Source organism: Silicimonas lutimaris, assembly GCF_047314965.1.
In the GTDB taxonomy this organism is placed as follows: Bacteria; Pseudomonadota; Alphaproteobacteria; order Rhodobacterales; family Rhodobacteraceae; genus JAVJUV01.
In genome coordinates this window covers 28,294-45,813 of record NZ_JBLBVK010000050.1, presented here as the reverse complement: position 1 = coordinate 45,813, position 17,520 = coordinate 28,294, and the positions used below count along the sequence as shown (strand labels likewise).

Genomic DNA, 17,520 nt, shown 5'->3' with positions numbered 1-17,520 from the left:
AGGGCTGGTTGGCGTTGCGCGGCACAACGGCCGGGAATAGGTTCGTGTCATGAAGAGATTGTTTTTTTTTACCTTTGATGTTGGCCGCTTGTGCGGAGTTGTCGGGCGTTCGGACCGGACCGGTTCCCGATCCGACTGACATTGCCGCCGAGGGGCCGCCTCCGCCGCCGGTCAATGCCCGGTCGGTGGAGGAGTTCGACACAACGACGATAGAGCAGCGTCAGGCCGCGGCGGCGCCATCGTCGGGCGGACGTCTTCTTGGGACGACTGTCGCGTCGCTGGGTGATCCGTCCCGGCCGGGATTCTGGATCGAGACGGAACTGGTTGCGGCCGCGGGCAAGGGGCGGCTGGTCTATCCGGCCAATGGAAAGTCCGTGGAAGTCGACTTGCTGCCAAGCGGTTCGGGGTCGAGCCGCGTGTCGCTGGCGGCGTTCCGGTTGCTTGAGGCGCCCTTGACCGATCTGCCGGTGCTGGAGGTCTATGCGAACTAGTGTCCTGCCAGAGGGCGGTTGGGACGATATCGCCCGGGACTTTCGCTGGGACATCCCGGCGGACTTCACCATCCATCATGTCTGCAACACGCGCTGGGCGGAGGCCGATCCGGATCGCGTGGCTATCATCGATGTACCTGAAGGCGGCCTGCGTCAGGTCTGGACCCACGGGCGGCTGAAGGACGCGTCGGACCGGTTGGCCTCGGCGCTGGCGTGCTGGGGCGTCCGGAAGGGCGACCGGGTGGCGGTCCTGTTGCCGCAGCGCGCCGAAGTGATGATCGCTCATCTGGCGGCGCTGAAACTGGGTGCGATCGTTCTCCCGTTGTTCACCCTGTTCGGAGAGGAGGCACTGGCGTTCCGGCTGTCGGACAGCGGTGCAAAAGTCGTTGTGACCGATGACGACGGCGTGGCGAAGCTTGCCGAACTGGAGTTGCCCGCACTGGAACGGATCGTGACGGTTGGCAGTGCCGAGGATGCGGAGTCGCTGGCGGGGATATTGGCGAGCCAGTCGCCTCTGGAGGCGACCGCCGAGCTTGGGTCGGAGGACCCGGCCGTGCTGATCTATACCTCGGGCACAACCGGCCCGCCCAAGGGAGCGCTGCATGCGCATCGGTTCCTGATCGGGCACCTGCCTTGCGTGGAATTGTCTCTGGGCGGTCTGCCGCAGGAGGGTGATGTCGGCTGGTCGCCGGCAGACTGGGCGTGGATCGGGGCGCTGATGGACCTGGCGATGCCCTGTCTTTATTTCGGGATTCCGCTGGTGGCCCAGCGGATGCGAAAGTTCGATGCGGTGGCGGCATGGGACCTGATGGTCGAGGAGCGGGTGAGCGTGGCGTTTCTGCCGCCGACGGCGCTGAAGCTGATGCGCCAGGTGCCGGTGCCGGAGGGGCACCGGTTGCGGGCGGTGAATACCGGCGGCGAGAGCCTGGCCCCCGACCTTCTGGACTGGGGCGACCGGGTTGTCGGCGCGGCGTTCAACGAGCTTTACGGGCAGACCGAGTGCAATCTCGTGGTCTGTTCGGCGGCAAACAAGGGCGTCCGGCGGCATGGAGCGATCGGGCGGGCCGTCCCGGGGCATCGTGTGGCGGTGCTGTCGCCGGAAGGGCGCGTCATGGCGCCGGGCGAGGTGGGTGAGATCTGCGTGAAGGCCCCCGATCCGGTGATGTTCCTTGGCTACTGGAACCGGCCCGACAAGACGGCGGAGAAGTTCCTGGGCGACTGGCTGCGGACGGGTGACCTTGGGCAGATGGATGCCGATGGCTATGTCACCTTCGTGTCGCGGGACGACGACGTGATCAACAGCGCGGGGTACCGGATTGGACCGACCGAGATAGAGAACTGCCTGACGGGCGATCCGGACGTGGTGATGGCAGCGGCCGTGGGCGTGCCCGACCCGGAGCGGACCGAGGTGGTGAAGGCCTTTGTCGTCTTGCGGGTAGGGGCGGAGCGGGACGGTGTCGAGGCGCGGTTGATCGCGCGGGTGCGGGATCGGGTGTCTCCGCATGTCGCGCCGCGCATCGTCGAGGTGGTCGACAGTCTGCCGATGACGGCGACGGGCAAGATCATGCGGCGGGCGCTGAGGAAGGGCGAGTAGGGGGCGCTGCCCCCGTCCCGGACGTCGTCCGGGACTCCCCCGGAGTATTTCGGAAAAGAAGAAGCGTCCGGGTGGGGCATTGAGCTTGGCGGGGCGCGCCCGGGCCGGCGCTCCCCGTTGTATTTCAGGCGGCGATCATGACCGCGTCGTGGAGGAAGATCTCGATCTGGCCGATCTCGACATCGGGGGCGCCGTCGACAGCGTAGGCCTGACCCACGGTTTTCGAGAGTTCGGTCTCGCGGAAGGCGGCGAGGGCTTCGGCGCTTTCCCAGACCATGAAGCCGGCATAGGTATTGGGTTCATTCATCTCGACGTAGAATTTCTGCAGCAGCCCCGGGACCTTGCGGTATTCCGGTTCGCGCTCCCGGGCGACTTTCCAGAGGGTTTCACGGTCGAGGTTGGAACGGAACTTGACGCGGTGCATGATCATTTTCTGTCTCCTTTGATCCTGGTGTGGCCGGGTCATGTGACCCTGTGAGACGACTATGACCTGTTTGGTTTCGCAAAAATATTTGCTATTATGGCAAAGATGATTTGCAAAAACGGACAGGATCATGACAGCTTTTCCGGCGCGGGATCTGGAGTGGAATGATCTGAAACTGATCCTGGCGATCTGCCGGCACGAGAGCCTGTCGGGTGCTGCGCGTGAACTCGGGCAGACCCATTCGACGATCTTCCGGCGGATCAACTCGGTGGAGGAGAAGACCGGGGTGCGGTTCTTCGAGCGGTTTCCGACGGGGTATGTGATGACGGATGCGGGGCGCACCGCCTTGGCTTATGGCCAGCGGGTCGAGGCGGAGTTCAACGCGCTGGGGCTGGAGGTGCTGGGGGCGGACGGGAAGCTGACGGGCCGGGTGCGGTTGACCTGTCCGGAGGCGTTCGCGGAGGATCTTGCACCCGGGATCGTCCGGCGGTTCCGGGCGGAGCATCCGGAGATCAGGATCGACCTGTCGCCGGGTCACGCGGCCGTCGACATGGCGCGGCGGGAAGCGGAGGTGGCGATCCGTGCGACGCGGACGCCGCCCGAGGCGAGCTTCGGAAAGAAGATCGGAGATTTCCGGTTTGCTCTCTATGCTGCGTCTTCGTACCTGGAGCGCGCCGGCACGCGGACGCTCGATGCCCATGACTGGTGCATGATCGAGGGGACGCTGCCCTGGCTGGTGCCGTTGGTCTGGCCCACGGCGGAAGCAGGGTTGCCGCAGGTGGTTTTCATGAGCCGGGCCTCGCGGGCGGTGCTGAACGCGGTGGCCGAGGGTATGGGGATCGCGCTGTTGCCGTGCTATTTCGCGGATCGATACGAAGAGGTGGAGCGCGTCTCGGATACGGTTGCCGCTCTCGACCTGACGCTGTGGGTTCTGACCCATCCCGATCTGAGGGGTACCGCGCGGGTGCGCGCCTTGATGGCACATCTTTATGAAGAACTGGGCCGCGAGGCCAAGCTCTACGCCGGGAACACCCGGTCTCCCGGGGGCGTGAACCTGTTGCCGCGAACGGACAGAGGTTCAGGCCGCAGGTGAACGCGTTTCCTTGCCAATAGGCAAATTTGAGGCGCCTACTCGACCGTCACCGATTTGGCGAGGTTCCGGGGCTGGTCGACGTCGGTGCCCTTGGCGACGGCTGTGTGATAGGCCAGAAGCTGGGCCGGGACCGCGTAGAGGATGGGCGCGATCAGGTCGGGAACCTCGGGCATCTCGATCACGGCGGTCGTTCCGTCTCCGGCGATCTTCGCGCCCTTGCGGTCGGACACGAGGTAGATCTGGCCGCCGCGGGCCATGACTTCCTGCATGTTCGAGACGGTCTTGTCGAAGAGCGCGTCCTGAGGCGCCATGACAATGACCGGCACGTTGCGGTCGATGAGCGCGATGGGGCCGTGCTTGAGTTCGCCCGAGGCGTATCCCTCGGCGTGGATGTAGCTGATTTCCTTGAGCTTCAGAGCGCCTTCGAGGGCCAGCGGGTACATCTGGCCGCGCCCGAGGAAGAGGATGTCCTGTGCTTCGGCAAGGCGGCGCGCGGTGTCACGGATCGCCTCGGAGGTGGTGAGCGCCTGGCTCATCAGGCCGGGGAGCGCGCGGAGAGTGGCGATATGCTCCCTGAGTTCGCCGGGCGTGATACGGCCCCGGTCCGAGGCGGCGCGGAGCGCGAGCGTCAGAAGAACGAAGAGCTGGCAGGAGAAGGCCTTGGTGGAGGCGACCCCGATCTCGGCGCCTGCGAGGATCGGCAGCGCCACGTCGCTTTCCCGGGCGATGGAGCTTTCGGGCGCGTTCACGACCGAGACGATACGCGCCTTGTCGGCGGCGTAGCGCAGCGCGGCGAGCGTGTCGGCGGTCTCGCCCGACTGAGAGACGAAGACTGCGAGCGTGTTTGGACCGATGGGAGGTGTGCGGTAGCGGTACTCGGAGGCGATGTCGACCTCGACCGGGATGCCGGCGAGGCGTTCGATCCAGTATTTCGCGGTCAGGCAGGCGTAGAAGGCCGTGCCGCATGCGACCATCACCATGCGGTCGACCTGCGCGAAATCGGGCAGTGTGCCGGGCAGGTTCAGGGTATCGCCTGCGAGATAGTGGTTGGCAGCATCCGCCAGAACCGTGGGCTGCTCGGCGATTTCCTTGGCCATGAAGTGCTTGTGACCGCCTTTCTCGACAGCGGCGGTGTCGATCTGGATCGTGCGGATCTCGCGGTTCGCGCGGTTGCCCTTTGCATCGATGATCTCGACGCCCGCGCGTGTCAGGACGGCGAAATCGCCCTCTTCCAGATAGGTGATGCGGTCGGTGAGCGGCGCGAGGGCTATGGCGTCGGAGCCGAGGAACATCTCGCCGTCACCATGACCAACGGCAAGCGGAGATCCCTTGCGGGCTGCGATGATCAGGTCTTCCTCGCCATCGAAGAGGAAGGCCAGCGCATAGGCGCCTTCCAGCCGCGCGACGGTTTGTTCGGCGGCGTCGCGGGGGGCGAGACCTTGATCGAGAAAGGACTGGCAGAGAAGCGAGACGGTTTCCGTATCGGTTTCGGTTTCGGTGGTGTAGCCTTTTCCTGCGAGGTCTTCGCGGAGTGTCTTGAAGTTCTCGATGATCCCGTTGTGGACCACGGCCACGGGTCCGGACCGATGCGGGTGCGCGTTCAGTTCGGAAGGTGCGCCGTGGGTGGCCCAGCGAGTGTGGCCGATGCCAGCCTTTCCTGGAAGCGGATTGTGAACGAGAAGATCGGACAGGTTCACGAGTTTGCCGACGGCGCGGCGGCGGTCGAGCGTGCCGTTGTGAACGGTGGCAATCCCTGCGCTGTCGTAGCCGCGGTATTCGAGCCGTTTCAGCGCCTCGACCAGCGTGGGGGCCGCTTCGTGATCTCCGAGAATTCCGACGATGCCGCACATGGGGCTTATCCTTTCTGTTTCGCGGCCTTGGCGGCGCGGAGTCTCGAAAATAGCTTTCGGGCGTAGCCCGGCCTGTTTTCCTGTTTGCCGCGCGCGACGGCCAGATCGCCTGCCGGGACGTCCCTGTTGATTACGGAGCCCGTGGCGGTCATCGCTTCGTCGCCGATCGTGCGCGGAGCCACGATGAGGGTGTTCGAGCCGATGAACGCGTTCTTTCCGATCACCGTCCGGTGCTTGAAGACGCCGTCGTAGTTGCAGGTGATAGTGCCCGCGCCGATGTTGGTGCCGTCGCCAATCTCGGCGTCGCCAATATAGGTCAGGTGGTTGACCTTGGCACCTTCGCCGATCTGGGCGTTCTTCACCTCAACGAAGTTGCCGACGCGGGAGTTGTTGCCGAGTTCCGCGCCCGGGCGGAGGCGGGCATAGGGCCCGACCACGGCACCTGCGGAGACATGGCAGCCTTCGAGGTGGGAGAAAGCACGGATCGTGGCGCCGGATTCGATCGTGACGCCGGGGCCGAACACAACGTTCGGTTCGATGACCGCATCCCGTCCGATATGCGTGTCGAAGGACAGGTGCACCGTCTCGGGGGCCTGCATGGTGACGTCGTTCGCGAGTAGGTCGGCACGGGCGCGAGCCTGGAAGACTGCCTCGGCGGCTGCCAGATCGGCGCGGGTGTTGATACCGAGCGTTTCGGCCTCGTCGCAGGTCACCACCTTGACCGACATGCCTTCGGCCCGGCCCAGTGCGGCGATGTCGGTCAGGTAGTACTCGCCGGCCACGTTGTCGTTGCCAGTTGCTGCGGCAAGGCGCAGGAGCGTGTCGGTTGCCGCCATCACCACGCCCGAGTTGCAGAGCGTGATCGCCCGCTCGTCCTCGGTGGCGTCTTTCCACTCGACGATCCTGATGAGCGTGTCGCCGTCGGTGATCATGCGGCCATAACGCGCCGGGTCGGCTGCCTCGAATCCAAGAAAGACGATGTCGGCCCCTGCGGCACGGGCAGCGGACATTGCTTGAAGAGTCTCGGGACGGATGAAGGGCGTATCGCCGAAGAGCATCACGGTATCGCCGCCCGCGTCCTTCAGCGTGTCGGCCGCCATGGTGACGGCGTGCGCCGTGCCCTTTTGTTCGGCCTGTTCGACGCAGGTGAGCGTTTCGTCCAGTTCAAGCGCCGCCTTGCGCACCGAAGCCCCTTCATGGCCGGTGACAATCACCTTCCTTCCATCAAGGTCCGTTGCCGAGGCCAGCGCATGGGCAAAAAGAGGCGCGCCCGCAATCTCGTGGAGCACCTTCGCGCGATCCGACATCATTCTAGTTCCCGCGCCGGCGGCGAGGAGAATGAGATGAGTGGGCATACTGCTCTTTCCCTTTTTCCTGCGGTGTTTTAGCCGCTAGGTGTGGTCCTGCAAGACAGGCCGGCATCAACACTTGTTGCCGAAGATTACAGAAGAAGCGGGCTTTTGCCGAGGGTTGAGATATGAACACCGTGATTTTCGATTTGGATGGAACACTTGCGGACACAAGTGGAGATCTGATCGCAGCGGCGAATGCGTGTTTCGTCGGGCAGGGGCATGGGCCGCTTCTTGATCCTGTGGCGGACAGGTTGACGGCGTTTCACGGCGGTCGCGCGATGCTGCGTCTTGGCTTTTCCCGCCTTGAGGGCAGTTTCGGCGAAGACGAGGTGGACCGGTTTTACCCGGAATTTCTTGAGCGCTACGCAGAGAATATCGACCGTGAAACCCGGCTCTATCCCGGAGCGGAGGCGGCTGTAGAGTCGCTTCTGGCTGTCGGGATCAGGGTCGGGATCTGCACGAACAAGCCCGAGGGGCTGGCCGAGGCGCTGATGCAGAAGCTGGGAGTGCGCGGCTTGTTCGGGTCTCTTGTCGGGGCGGACACGTTTCCGGTCCGAAAGCCAGATCCCTTGCCATATCGGGAGTCGGTGCTGCGGGCGGGTGGCGATCCGGCGCGGTCGGTCCTTATCGGGGATACGGACACGGATGTGAAAACCGCGCGGGCAGTGGGGGTTCCGGTTGTGCTGGTTGCGTTTGGACCTGAAGGCCCGGGTATCGCTCGGCTGGAACCCGATGCGCTATTGCCCAGTTATCCAGACCTGCCGGAGGTCCTTTCGGCACTGTTGTCCTGACCGTTCTTTTCTTTCTGTTGCCGGACATTGCTTTCGTCTTCATGCTGCACTCAAAAAGGGCGGAGGCGTTCTGATGGCGGAGTTCTGGGGCGACGAAGCGGCGGTCGAACGGCAGAAGCGATTGCTGGCAAGGAAGGACGTCTTCGCCCGGTCGCCCTGGCTGGCTTACGGGAGCAGGTTGTTGGTCGTGGTGGACCCGGCTACCGGGGTCTGGCCTGAAATCAGCGAGATGGTCGAGCAAGACGGTATTGTAGCGCTCGTGCTGATGAGCGAAGCCGAGGTTGACGCTTGGGCGGCCCGGCATTTGGGAGCATCGTGGGAGGTTCATTCCTGGGATGCATTCATGGGGGATGCCGAGTGCATCGTTGCCGCTTCGGAAGCCGTGGTTGCGGCACGCAGTCTGCCGAAGGGTTGGACGGCGCGTGCGGTCATGGTGCCGGATGCTGAGGAAGTCGCGAAGATGCAGGCGCTGAATGCGGTTTGCGGTGTCTCGTCCAGTCCGGGGTTCGCGTTCAGGGGCGAGAATGTACCGGCGCTGAACGTCCTGATCGAGGACGGGGAACAGCGGCTGATGGCCATGGCCCATGCCACGATGATGTTTCACCCCGAGGGTCCCTTCGCCGATACTGCGTTCATCGGCCTTGTTTCGGTCGACCCCGGAGCGCGGGGGCTGGGACTTGGGGTCTATGCGAATGCGCTGTGCATCGTCGAGAGCCGCAAGGCGCTGGGCTTGGGGCGGGTGACCGAGTTCGTGGCGCGGGACAATCCGGCCTCGCGGGCAATGGTCGGGCGGTGCGGGCTGCATCTGGACGACGCGCTGGTGGCCGCGATCGCCACCCGGGGAGGCGGGCGATTCACGCGCTGAGGGAATTGACCGGTACCGGAAGATATGTCTTAATTGAACGGTCGTTCAATAATCGGGGGTGGCATTGATGTTCGTGGGCTCGATGCGGTTCGATCTGGGGGAAGACGTCGAGGCGCTGCGCGACATGGTGCACCGTTGGGCGCAGGAACGCGTGGCGCCGATGGCGGCCGAGATTGACCGGACCAACGCTTTTCCAGCGGAGCTCTGGCGCGAGATGGGTGATCTGGGGCTATTGGGAATAACCGTGCCCGAGGAATATGGCGGCGCGGGGATGGGCTATCTGGCCCATGCGGTTGCCGTCGAGGAACTGGCACGGGCCTCGGCCTCGGTCAGCCTGTCCTACGGGGCGCATTCGAACCTTTGCGTCAACCAGATCAAGCTGAACGGGACGGAAGCGCAGAAGGCGAAGTACCTGCCGCGGCTTATTTCGGGCGAGCATGTGGGTGCTCTGGCTATGAGCGAGGCAGGGGCCGGCAGCGACGTGGTCTCGATGAAGCTGAGGGCTGAGAAGCGGAACGATCACTACCGGCTGAACGGCACGAAGTACTGGATCACCAACGGGCCGGATGCGGATACGCTGGTTGTCTATGCCAAGACTGATCCCGAGGCGGGGTCGAAGGGGATCACGGCGTTTCTGATCGAGAAGGAGATGGCAGGATTCTCGACCTCACCGCATTTCGACAAGCTGGGGATGCGGGGCTCGAACACGGCCGAGTTGATCTTCGAGGATGTGGAAGTGCCGTTCGAGAACGTGTTGGGCGAAGAAGGGCGTGGCGTGGCCGTGCTGATGAGCGGGCTCGACTATGAGCGCGTTGTGCTGGCGGCTATCGGGCCCGGGATCATGGCGGCCTGCATGGATGCGATCATGCCCTACATGGCGGAAAGAAAACAGTTCGGGCAGCCGATCGGGTCGTTCCAGCTGATGCAGGGCAAGATCGCGGACATGTACACCGCGATGAACTCGGCGCGCGCCTATGTCTACGAGGTGGCCAAGGCCTGCGACCGGGGCGACGTGACGCGCCAGGACGCGGCGGCCTGCTGTCTTTATGCCTCCGAGGTGGCGATGACACAGGCGCACCAGGCGGTGCAGGCGATGGGCGGAGCGGGCTTTCTCTCGGATTCTCCTGTTGCGCGTCTGTTCCGCGATGCGAAACTGATGGAGATCGGGGCTGGAACGTCCGAAATTCGGCGCATGCTGATCGGACGCGAGTTGATGGGAGCAATGGGATGAAACTCTGGTTGCCGCAGAAACGGGGTCAGCATGGGCGCGATCCCAAGCTGGCGATAGGTGTGATCGTTGCCGCATTGGGGCTTCTGGCGATGGCCTTCTGGCTGGGATCGCAGGTCTGAGGCGGATGCCGAGGCCGGTTCTTGCCGTGACGTTCATGCTCTGCTGCGTGGCTGCGGTCCTGGGCGTCTGGGCGGGCATCCGCCCGGCGATCACGGAGACGCAGGTCATCGAAGCGGGCGCTGGGCTTTATGCCGAGGAAACCGGTGGTTCGCGGGCGGATTGCGTGGGAATTCCGGGGGAAGGTCGGGTCTGGATTGTCGTTCGCTGTGGTGCAAGCGGGAAGGTGCGTACCTATCTCTTTGACCGGGGAGGCACTTTGATCGTGCCGGAGGACGTGCGGACATGATTTACTCGAGTCCTGATAAATACCTTCTGTTAAGTGTCTTGCCTCGCGATGTTTCTGTTCTTGGAGCGGTGGTTGGGGCGGGGCGAACGGCGGGTCGTCCGGGCATGACTGATTGCATCCGTCGAAGGGAGGCAAACGATGCCCATGCCGACGACCGAACTGCAATGACGGCGGAGCGCGCACTCGAACTCAGGCGCACACGGGAGATACTCGGATGAGGACCAAGGGCGATATCGTGACCGTGCCGTATGTCGAGCAGGTATTGCGGGAGCAGGACAGCTTTCGCGCCGCAGGTCCGTCTCTGTTGCCCCGTGCCGTACGTTCGATCGCCAAGCCGGTTGCGCTCTTGACCAACCGGCTCATCCCTTCGGAGGTGATCGAGGCTGCGATCCGCGGAGCGGACTGGGCAGCGTCAAACACGATCCGTAAGGCCGCGATAGATCACGATTTTTCTGATCTGCAGGCCTGCGACGAAGCCGCTGCGGACGTGCGGCGCTGGGCGCTTGGCTATGCGGTGACCGGCGGTGGCGCGGCGGGTGCCTTTGGCGCGCTGGGACTGGCTATCGACGTGCCGGCGACGGTGGCTCTGGCGCTTCGGACCGCGCGTCTTACCGGGCTTTGCTATGGGTTCGGGGCCGATACCGAGGCGGAGCGGGTGTATATCCTCGATATTCTTCAACTGGCCGGGGCGAACTCGAAGGACGAGCGGGACAAGGTTATGGTTCGGATGGCGAAGGAGCGGAGCGAATTCGGGCGCGAGGATTGGCAGAAGATCGTGCGTCTGACGGGGCAGACCACGGGATCGGTCGCGGCGACGCAGCGGGTGGCGGCGACGCTGGGGATCAACCTATCGACGCGCAAGATGGCTCAGCTTGCGCCGGTGATCGGCGCGGCGGTCGGCGCGGGCGTGAACGCGGCGTTCCAGAACGACGTTGCGGCGGCCGCGCGGTTTTCCTATCGGGCGAGATGGTTGGAGGTGAACGAAGGGATCATCGAGGGGCATGTCATCGACGCGCGGGAGGATACGGCGTGAGATCATTGATATGTCTGGTATTTCTTGCTTCGCCGGTGATGGCGCAGGAACTGCCGTTCTCACCCGATGCCACTGAGGCATGTCTTGCGCAGGCCGAGGACCGGGGCGCGCGGGAGGCCTGCATCGGGCGGTCGGCCGAGGCCTGTTACTCGCGGGAGGGCGTATATTCGAATTATGCGATAGGGATCTGTTTCGGGGCCGAGGCGGACTATTGGGACGTGCGGCTCAACACGGTCTACACGGAGTTGATCAAAGCCGAGACCGCGATGCTGAAAGAGATGAATGACATCGGCGCCACGGTGCCGGACACGGTGACGGCTCTGCGCGAAATGCAGCGGGCCTGGATTCCGTATCGGGATGCAGCCTGCTGGTATGAATACACGACATGGGGCGGCGGTTCGGGCGGAGGACCTGCGAATGCCGCATGCCTGATGCATGAAACCGGTCGTCAGGCGCTTGAACTGGAAATGCGGCTGGGGGAGCGCGCACAATGAAGCTGGGCTCTTCTGTTTCGCGGTCTTCGGAGCAGTTCCGGGCCAACGAGTCGGCAAATCGCGCCCTTCTGGAGACGGTGCGCGATGCGGCTGCGCTGGCGGCGGCCGGGGGCGGCGAGAGGGCGCGGGAGCGGCATGTAAGCCGTGGCAAGATGCTGCCGCGCGACCGTGTGGCCGGTGTTCTGGATCCCGGCGCGCCGTTCCTGGAGATCGGTGCGACTGCCGCGCACGGGATGTACGGGGGCGATGCGCCCTGTGCCGGTGTCATCGCGGGCGTTGGCCGCGTTCACGGGCGTGACGTGATGGTGGTGGCCAACGATGCGACCGTGAAGGGCGGGACCTACTACCCGATGTCGGTCAAGAAGCACCTGAGGGCGCAGGAGATCGCTGCCGAGTGTCATCTGCCGTGCATTTACCTTGTTGATTCCGGCGGGGCGAACCTGCCGAACCAGGACGAAGTGTTCCCGGACCGGGATCATTTCGGGCGGATCTTCTATAACCAGGCGCAGATGAGCGCGAAGGGCATCCCGCAAATCGCGGCGGTGATGGGGTCATGCACGGCAGGCGGTGCCTATGTGCCGGCCATGTCGGATGTCTCGATCATCGTGAAGGAACAGGGAACGATCTTTCTGGCGGGGCCGCCACTGGTGAGGGCGGCGACGGGCGAAGTTGTCTCGGCCGAGGAATTGGGCGGCGGTGATGTGCACACCCGGCTGTCGGGTGTGGCGGACTACCTTGCCGAGGACGACGCACATGCCCTGGCGCTGGTCAGAGAGGCGGTGCGGCATCTGAACCGGGTGAAGCCTGCGACGGTGGACTGGCAGTCGCCGGAGCCGCCTGCCTATGACCCGGATGAGATGCTGGGCGTGGTGCCTTCGGACCTGCGCACGCCCTATGACATCCGCGAGGTGATCGCCCGGGTCGTGGACGGTTCACGGCTGGACGAGTTCAAGGTGCGCTATGGCGAGACGCTGGTGACCGGCTTCGCGCATATCGAGGGCTGCCCGGTGGGGATCGTGGCGAACAATGGTGTGCTGTTCGGGGAAAGTGCCGAGAAGGGGGCGCACTTCGTGGAATTATGCTCGCAGCGGGGGATTCCGCTGGTCTTCCTGCAGAACATCACCGGGTTCATGGTGGGCCGGAAGGCCGAGAACGAGGGGATCGCGCGCGCCGGGGCAAAGATGGTGACCGCGGTGGCGACGACAGCGGTGCCGAAGGTGACGATGGTTGTCGGCGGTTCGTTCGGAGCCGGGAACTACGGGATGGCGGGGCGGGCCTATTCGCCGCGCTTCATGTGGTCCTGGCCAAACAGCCGGATCAGCGTGATGGGGGGCGAGCAGGCGGCCGGCGTGCTTGCGACGGTGAAGCGCGATGCGATGGAACGCGCCGGGCAGGACTGGTCCGTCGAAGAGCAGGCCGAGTTCAAGCGTCCCACGATCGAGATGTTCGAGCGGCAGTCGCATCCGCTCTATGCCAGTGCACGGCTTTGGGACGACGGGGTCGTGGACCCGCGCCGTGCGAGAGAGGTGCTGGCGTTGTCGCTGGGGGCGGCGCTGAACGCCCCGATTGAAGAGACGCGCTTCGGCGTGTTCCGGATGTAGGCCATGTTGGTCGATTTGGTTCTGGGCAAATACTTCGAGTGCGGTGAGGTTCCCATGAAGCGGAGGCGGGATGTCATTTGACAAACTCCTGATTGCCAATCGTGGCGAAATCGCCTGTCGGGTGATCGAGACGGCGCGGAAGATGGGGCTGGGAACGGTGGCCGTCTATTCGGACGCCGACCGGGAAGCGCGGCATGTTGCACTGGCGGATGAAGCCGTGTGGATCGGGAGCGCTTCGCCTGCGGAGAGCTATCTTAGGGGGGACGCTATCATCGTCGCGGCGCAGGCGACCGGTGCGGGGGCAATCCATCCGGGATACGGGTTCCTGTCCGAGAACCCGGATTTCGTGGAGGCCGTCGAGGCGGCGGGACTGGTGTTCGTCGGTCCCTCTGCCAAGGCAATCCGGGCGATGGGATTGAAGGACGCGGCCAAGGCCCTGATGGAAAACGCCGGTGTGCCGGTCGTGCCGGGATATCTGGGCGCCGACCAGGAGCCGGGGCATCTGGAGGTCGAGGCGGCGGAAGTCGGCTATCCCGTGCTGATCAAGGCCGTCGCGGGCGGCGGCGGCAAGGGGATGCGGAAGGTCTTGCGACCGGAGGATTTCATCGACGCGCTGGAGAGCGCCAAGGCCGAGGCGCGGACGGCCTTCGGCAATGATGCGGTGCTGATCGAGAAATTCGTCGAGAAGCCACGGCATATCGAGGTGCAGGTTTTCGGCGACGGAACGCGAGCGGTGCATCTCTTCGAACGGGATTGCTCGCTGCAGCGGCGGCATCAGAAAGTGATCGAGGAGGCGCCTGCGCCGGGGATGACGTCCGAGATGCGGGAGGCGATGGGCCTGGCCGCGGTGCGCGCCGCCGAGGCGGTGGGCTATTCCGGGGCCGGGACGGTGGAGTTCATCGTGGATGCCTCGGACGGGCTCAGGCCGGACCGGTTCTGGTTCATGGAGATGAACACGCGGCTACAGGTGGAGCATCCGGTGACGGAGGCGATCACCGGGGTCGATCTGGTTGAATGGCAGTTGCGGGTGGCGGCAGGAGAGCCGCTGCCGGCACGGCAGGAAGATCTGTCGATCCGAGGGCATGCGATCGAGGCACGGCTTTATGCCGAGGATGCGGCGGCAGGCTTTCTGCCAGCGATCGGTCGTCTGGAACATCTGGTCTTTCCTACAAACGCGCGGATCGACACTGGCGTCCGGCAGGGTGACCGGATCACGCCGCATTATGATCCGATGATCGCGAAGATCACCGTGCATGGCGCTGACCGGGCGGCGGCGCTGCGGTCGATGGCGGTGGCGCTCGATGGGACGGACGTTGCGGGAACCGTGACGAATGTCGGCTTTCTCCGCCGGCTGGTGGACCATCCGGGATTCGTGGCGGGCGATCTGGATACGGGGATCATCGACAGGGATCTGGCCGGGCTGATCGCCGCCGAAGCGCCGTCGGAAAACGCCGTTGTCCTGGCGGCGTTGACGGCGCTGGGGGCCGACACTGGTCCGTTCGCCGGGTTCACGCTTTGGGGACCCCTTCGGCACGAGATTGCGCTAGGGGATCTTAGGGTCCAGGTGATACCGACGCGGGACGGTGCGGACGTGCGGATTGGCGGTCGCGATGCCCGCGTCGCGCGCGTTGATGGCGGGTGGATGATCGACGGTCAAAAGCTGACGCTGCGCGCGGTCAGGCTGCGCGAACAGGTCGTCGTGTTCGGTCAGGATGGCGGTGTGTTCCCGCTGGCCGACCCGCTGGACCGCGGGCAGTCCTCAGGGTCGAAGGGGGCGGTAGAGGCGCCGATGCCGGGCAAGGTGACGGCGGTCTACGTTTCCGCTGGAGATACCGTGTCGGAGGGCCAGCGCCTTGCGGTTCTGGAAGCGATGAAGATGGAACATGCGCTGGTTTCGCCCCGAGACGGTGTCGTGGCCGAGGTGATGGTGCGCGAGGGCGACCAAGTCGATTCCGGCGTGTCACTTGTGCGGCTCGAGGACGCGGAGGCATGATCACTCTGCATCACTGTCACCAGAGCCGATCGATGCGGGTGCTCTGGCTCCTGAACGAGCTGGGCGTCGACTTCGAGCTCCGGATACACCCGTTCGACAAGTCTCTGCGTGCGCCGGAATACCTGACCGTGTCGCCGGCGGGCCGGGTGCCTGCATTGGAGATGGACGGTGAGGTCCTTTTCGAGTCGGGGGCGATCCTTCAGGTCCTGTGCGCCAGGTTCCCGGAGGCGGGGCTGGGACGGTCCCCTGAGGACCCGGATTGGCCCGAGTGGCTGGTCTGGCTGCATTTTGCCGAGACCCTGTCGCAGCACCTCGCCGCGCTGACCCAGCAGCATATCGTGATCTACGAAGATCACATGCGATCGTCGGTGGTCATGAAGCTGGAGGCCGCGCGGGCGGCGAAGTGTTTAGATACTATCGAAGGAAGGCTCTCGACGCCGATCGAGAACCGGGACAATCTGCTGACCAGCGGGTTTTCGGCGGCGGATATAGCGGTGGGGCAGGCAGTTTACATGGCGCGGCATTTCGTGCGGCTGGATCCCTGGCCCGAAGTGTCGAAATGGTACGAGCGGATCACGGCGCGCCCGGCCTTTCAGGCGTCCTTGCCGCCCGATGGAGCCGAAATCTTGTATGCGCGGGATTTCTACGAGGCGTGGAATGGGTGAGTTCGTCGAAATCGTTGAAGTGGGTCCGAGGGACGGGTTGCAGAACGAGCCTCGACCGATACCGGTGGCGGAGAAGGTTGCGCTGATCAACCGCTTGTCCCGGGTCGGCTTTCGCCGAATCGAGGCGGCGAGTTTCGTCTCGCCGCGCTGGGTGCCCCAAATGGCGGGCTCTGCCGATGTGATGGCCCGGATCGAACGGTTTCCCGGAGTGATCTATTCGGCGCTGACGCCGAACCTTCGGGGTTTCGAGGATGCGCTGGAAGCGGGCGTGGACGAAGTGGCGGTCTTCGCTTCGGCTTCGGAAGGATTCAGCCGGGCGAATATCAACGCGTCGATCGCCGAAAGCCTGGCGCGGTTCCGTTCCGTAACGGATGCCGCCGGCGCGGCCAACATGCCGGTCCGGGGTTACGTGTCCTGCGTTGTGGATTGTCCCTATGACGGGCCTGTGGCCCCTGAAGCCGTTGCGGATGTTACGGCCGAGCTTCTGGCGATGGGATGCCACGAGGTTTCGCTTGGAGACACGCTCGGGCGCGCGACACCCGAAAGGGTGGATGCCATGCTTGGCGCCGTGCTGGAGGTTGCCGAGGCCTCAGACCTTGCCGGCCACTTCCACGATACCGCGGGGCATGCAGTGGAAAACGTGATGGTGGCCATCGGGCGGGGTTTGCGCGTGTTCGATGCCGCGGTCGGCGGCCTTGGCGGATGTCCTTATGCCCCGGGGGCCGCAGGCAACGTGGCGACCGGCGTGTTGGCCGAGGCGCTGGAGGCGCGGGGGTTCGAGCACGGGCTTGACCTTGCTCTTCTGTCGGATGCTGCCGGGATGGCCGCATCGATGCGGGTGGGCGGCTGATGGAGACTGTCCGGATCGAGTCGGATGAGCGCGGCGTTGCAACGCTCTGGCTGGCGCGACCGGAGAAGCGCAATGCGATGTCGGCGCGCATGATCGCAGAACTGACCGAGGCTGCTGCGCGGCTGGCCGAGGACAATGCGATACGCGCTGTGGTTCTGGCCGCCGAGGGGAGCGTCTTCTGCGCGGGAGGCGATCTGGGCTGGATGCAGGATCAGATGGCGGCGGATGGCGAGACGCGGCGGCGTGAGGCGATGGCCCTTGCGACGATGCTGAAGGCGTTGAACGAATTGCCGAAGCCGCTGATCGGGCGCGTGCACGGCAATGCGTTCGGCGGCGGTGTGGGGCTGATCTCGGTCTGCGATGTGGCTGTCGCTGTCGAGACCGCCCGCTTCGGGCTGACGGAGACGCGCCTGGGACTGATCCCGGCGACGATCGGTCCGTATGTCGTGGCGCGCATGGGAGAGGGCATGGCGCGGCGGGTGTTCATGTCGGCGCGGGTCTTCGATGCCGAAGAGGCTGTCGCACTTGGGCTGATACGTCGACTGGTTCCCGAAGAAGATTTGGATCAGGCCCTGGAGGATGAAGTTTCGCCCTACCTGGACTGCGCACCGGGAGCCGTGGCCGAGGCCAAGGCGCTGGCTTTGCGTCTGGGTGCCAGTCCGGGTGAGGCCGAGATCGCGGCCAGCATCGATGCGCTGGTGACGCGCTGGGAAACCGCAGAGGCTCGGGAGGGGACCGAGGCATTCTTCGCCAAGCGCAAGGCCACTTGGATGGCTGGCACTTAGGT

At 64.7% G+C, this 17,520-nt stretch carries 18 protein-coding genes; 15 read left to right on the top strand and 3 right to left on the bottom strand.

All coding sequences use genetic code 11. The annotated features are described in order from the left end of the window. The first annotated feature begins 77 nt into the window (after positions 1 to 77). Together ACKLNI_RS11875 and ACKLNI_RS11870 are read left to right on the top strand one after the other, a co-directional pair. Positions 78 to 491 (top strand): hypothetical protein, encoded by a 414-nt coding sequence (locus tag ACKLNI_RS11875; protein WP_413719283.1) that lies wholly within the window; start codon positions 78 to 80, stop codon positions 489 to 491. Continuing rightward, positions 481 to 2,085, top strand: a complete 1,605-nt coding sequence (locus ACKLNI_RS11870; protein WP_413719282.1) for an AMP-binding protein — start codon at positions 481 to 483, stop codon at positions 2,083 to 2,085. Before ACKLNI_RS11875 ends, ACKLNI_RS11870 begins: the two co-directional genes overlap by 11 nt. A 124-nt stretch (positions 2,086 to 2,209) precedes the next feature. Here ACKLNI_RS11870 and ACKLNI_RS11865 read toward each other — a convergent pair whose 3' ends face one another. Beyond that, the gene (locus ACKLNI_RS11865; protein ID WP_413719281.1) at positions 2,210 to 2,515 is read right to left on the bottom strand and encodes a hypothetical protein; all 306 of its coding nucleotides are present in this window, start codon (positions 2,513 to 2,515) and stop codon (positions 2,210 to 2,212) included. Between the two features lie 124 nt (positions 2,516 to 2,639). Here ACKLNI_RS11865 and ACKLNI_RS11860 point away from each other — a divergent pair, with 124 nt between their 5' ends. Beyond that, positions 2,640 to 3,602 carry a LysR family transcriptional regulator gene (locus tag ACKLNI_RS11860; RefSeq protein WP_413719280.1) on the top strand — a complete coding sequence of 321 codons (963 nt, stop codon included), beginning with the start codon at positions 2,640 to 2,642 and terminating at the stop codon, positions 3,600 to 3,602. A gap of 35 nt (positions 3,603 to 3,637) precedes the next feature. Here ACKLNI_RS11860 and glmS read toward each other — a convergent pair whose 3' ends face one another. Both glmS and glmU read right to left on the bottom strand, forming a co-directional pair. Further along, entirely contained in the window at positions 3,638 to 5,452 is a 1,815-nt protein-coding gene (gene glmS, locus ACKLNI_RS11855; RefSeq protein ID WP_413719279.1) for a glutamine--fructose-6-phosphate transaminase (isomerizing), read from the bottom strand. 5 nt (positions 5,453 to 5,457) lie between these two features. Then, a complete protein-coding gene (glmU, locus tag ACKLNI_RS11850; RefSeq protein ID WP_413719278.1) occupies positions 5,458 to 6,807 on the bottom strand; it encodes a bifunctional UDP-N-acetylglucosamine diphosphorylase/glucosamine-1-phosphate N-acetyltransferase GlmU in 1,350 nt (449 codons plus the stop codon). Between the two features lie 122 nt (positions 6,808 to 6,929). Between glmU and ACKLNI_RS11845 the strand changes: the two genes are divergently transcribed. The 12 genes from ACKLNI_RS11845 (at position 6,930) to ACKLNI_RS11790 (ending at position 17,518) form a co-directional block, all read left to right on the top strand. Further along, entirely contained in the window at positions 6,930 to 7,595 is a 666-nt protein-coding gene (locus ACKLNI_RS11845; protein ID WP_413719277.1) for an HAD-IA family hydrolase, read from the top strand. 73 nt (positions 7,596 to 7,668) lie between these two features. Continuing rightward, a complete protein-coding gene (locus ACKLNI_RS11840; protein ID WP_413719276.1) occupies positions 7,669 to 8,460 on the top strand; it encodes a GNAT family N-acetyltransferase in 792 nt (263 codons plus the stop codon). A gap of 67 nt (positions 8,461 to 8,527) precedes the next feature. After that, positions 8,528 to 9,691 (top strand): isovaleryl-CoA dehydrogenase, encoded by a 1,164-nt coding sequence (locus ACKLNI_RS11835; protein WP_413719275.1) that lies wholly within the window; start codon positions 8,528 to 8,530, stop codon positions 9,689 to 9,691. Then, positions 9,688 to 9,810 carry a hypothetical protein gene (locus tag ACKLNI_RS11830; RefSeq protein ID WP_413719274.1) on the top strand — a complete coding sequence of 41 codons (123 nt, stop codon included), beginning with the start codon at positions 9,688 to 9,690 and terminating at the stop codon, positions 9,808 to 9,810. Before ACKLNI_RS11835 ends, ACKLNI_RS11830 begins: the two co-directional genes overlap by 4 nt. Positions 9,811 to 9,815: 5 nt before the next feature. Continuing rightward, the gene (locus tag ACKLNI_RS11825; protein WP_413719273.1) at positions 9,816 to 10,097 is read left to right on the top strand and encodes a hypothetical protein; all 282 of its coding nucleotides are present in this window, start codon (positions 9,816 to 9,818) and stop codon (positions 10,095 to 10,097) included. Between the two features lie 214 nt (positions 10,098 to 10,311). Further along, positions 10,312 to 11,130 (top strand): EcsC family protein, encoded by an 819-nt coding sequence (locus ACKLNI_RS11820; protein ID WP_413719272.1) that lies wholly within the window; start codon positions 10,312 to 10,314, stop codon positions 11,128 to 11,130. Next, on the top strand, positions 11,127 to 11,624 hold the full coding sequence (locus tag ACKLNI_RS11815) for a lysozyme inhibitor LprI family protein (protein WP_413719271.1): 498 nt from the start codon (positions 11,127 to 11,129) through the stop codon (positions 11,622 to 11,624). Before ACKLNI_RS11820 ends, ACKLNI_RS11815 begins: the two co-directional genes overlap by 4 nt. Further along, positions 11,621 to 13,225, top strand: a complete 1,605-nt coding sequence (locus ACKLNI_RS11810; RefSeq protein ID WP_413719270.1) for a carboxyl transferase domain-containing protein — start codon at positions 11,621 to 11,623, stop codon at positions 13,223 to 13,225. Before ACKLNI_RS11815 ends, ACKLNI_RS11810 begins: the two co-directional genes overlap by 4 nt. A gap of 70 nt (positions 13,226 to 13,295) precedes the next feature. Next, positions 13,296 to 15,218, top strand: coding sequence for an acetyl/propionyl/methylcrotonyl-CoA carboxylase subunit alpha (locus ACKLNI_RS11805; protein ID WP_413719269.1), 1,923 nt, complete (start codon positions 13,296 to 13,298; stop codon positions 15,216 to 15,218). Then, on the top strand, positions 15,215 to 15,883 hold the full coding sequence (locus ACKLNI_RS11800) for a glutathione S-transferase family protein (RefSeq protein ID WP_413719268.1): 669 nt from the start codon (positions 15,215 to 15,217) through the stop codon (positions 15,881 to 15,883). Before ACKLNI_RS11805 ends, ACKLNI_RS11800 begins: the two co-directional genes overlap by 4 nt. Continuing rightward, positions 15,876 to 16,733, top strand: a complete 858-nt coding sequence (locus ACKLNI_RS11795) for a hydroxymethylglutaryl-CoA lyase (protein ID WP_413719267.1) — start codon at positions 15,876 to 15,878, stop codon at positions 16,731 to 16,733. The genes ACKLNI_RS11800 and ACKLNI_RS11795 overlap by 8 nt, the downstream gene beginning before the upstream one ends. Then, on the top strand, positions 16,730 to 17,518 hold the full coding sequence (locus tag ACKLNI_RS11790; RefSeq protein WP_413719359.1) for a crotonase/enoyl-CoA hydratase family protein: 789 nt from the start codon (positions 16,730 to 16,732) through the stop codon (positions 17,516 to 17,518). The genes ACKLNI_RS11795 and ACKLNI_RS11790 overlap by 4 nt, the downstream gene beginning before the upstream one ends. Positions 17,519 to 17,520 lie beyond the last annotated feature (2 nt).

What these genes read in the sequence shown, in the direction of transcription:
- ACKLNI_RS11875 (WP_413719283.1), top strand. Translation starts at nt 78, where the DNA reads ATGTTGGCCGCTTGTGCGGAGTTGTCGGGCGTTCGGACCGGACCGGTT.
- ACKLNI_RS11870 (WP_413719282.1), top strand. Translation starts at nt 481, where the DNA reads ATGCGAACTAGTGTCCTGCCAGAGGGCGGTTGGGACGATATCGCCCGG.
- ACKLNI_RS11865 (WP_413719281.1), bottom strand. Translation starts at nt 2,515, where the DNA reads ATGATCATGCACCGCGTCAAGTTCCGTTCCAACCTCGACCGTGAAACC.
- ACKLNI_RS11860 (WP_413719280.1), top strand. Translation starts at nt 2,640, where the DNA reads ATGACAGCTTTTCCGGCGCGGGATCTGGAGTGGAATGATCTGAAACTG.
- glmS (WP_413719279.1), bottom strand. Translation starts at nt 5,452, where the DNA reads ATGTGCGGCATCGTCGGAATTCTCGGAGATCACGAAGCGGCCCCCACG.
- glmU (WP_413719278.1), bottom strand. Translation starts at nt 6,807, where the DNA reads ATGCCCACTCATCTCATTCTCCTCGCCGCCGGCGCGGGAACTAGAATG.
- ACKLNI_RS11845 (WP_413719277.1), top strand. Translation starts at nt 6,930, where the DNA reads ATGAACACCGTGATTTTCGATTTGGATGGAACACTTGCGGACACAAGT.
- ACKLNI_RS11840 (WP_413719276.1), top strand. Translation starts at nt 7,669, where the DNA reads ATGGCGGAGTTCTGGGGCGACGAAGCGGCGGTCGAACGGCAGAAGCGA.
- ACKLNI_RS11835 (WP_413719275.1), top strand. Translation starts at nt 8,528, where the DNA reads ATGTTCGTGGGCTCGATGCGGTTCGATCTGGGGGAAGACGTCGAGGCG.
- ACKLNI_RS11830 (WP_413719274.1), top strand. Translation starts at nt 9,688, where the DNA reads ATGAAACTCTGGTTGCCGCAGAAACGGGGTCAGCATGGGCGCGATCCC.
- ACKLNI_RS11825 (WP_413719273.1), top strand. Translation starts at nt 9,816, where the DNA reads ATGCCGAGGCCGGTTCTTGCCGTGACGTTCATGCTCTGCTGCGTGGCT.
- ACKLNI_RS11820 (WP_413719272.1), top strand. Translation starts at nt 10,312, where the DNA reads ATGAGGACCAAGGGCGATATCGTGACCGTGCCGTATGTCGAGCAGGTA.
- ACKLNI_RS11810 (WP_413719270.1), top strand. Translation starts at nt 11,621, where the DNA reads ATGAAGCTGGGCTCTTCTGTTTCGCGGTCTTCGGAGCAGTTCCGGGCC.
- ACKLNI_RS11805 (WP_413719269.1), top strand. Translation starts at nt 13,296, where the DNA reads ATGTCATTTGACAAACTCCTGATTGCCAATCGTGGCGAAATCGCCTGT.
- ACKLNI_RS11800 (WP_413719268.1), top strand. Translation starts at nt 15,215, where the DNA reads ATGATCACTCTGCATCACTGTCACCAGAGCCGATCGATGCGGGTGCTC.
- ACKLNI_RS11795 (WP_413719267.1), top strand. Translation starts at nt 15,876, where the DNA reads ATGGGTGAGTTCGTCGAAATCGTTGAAGTGGGTCCGAGGGACGGGTTG.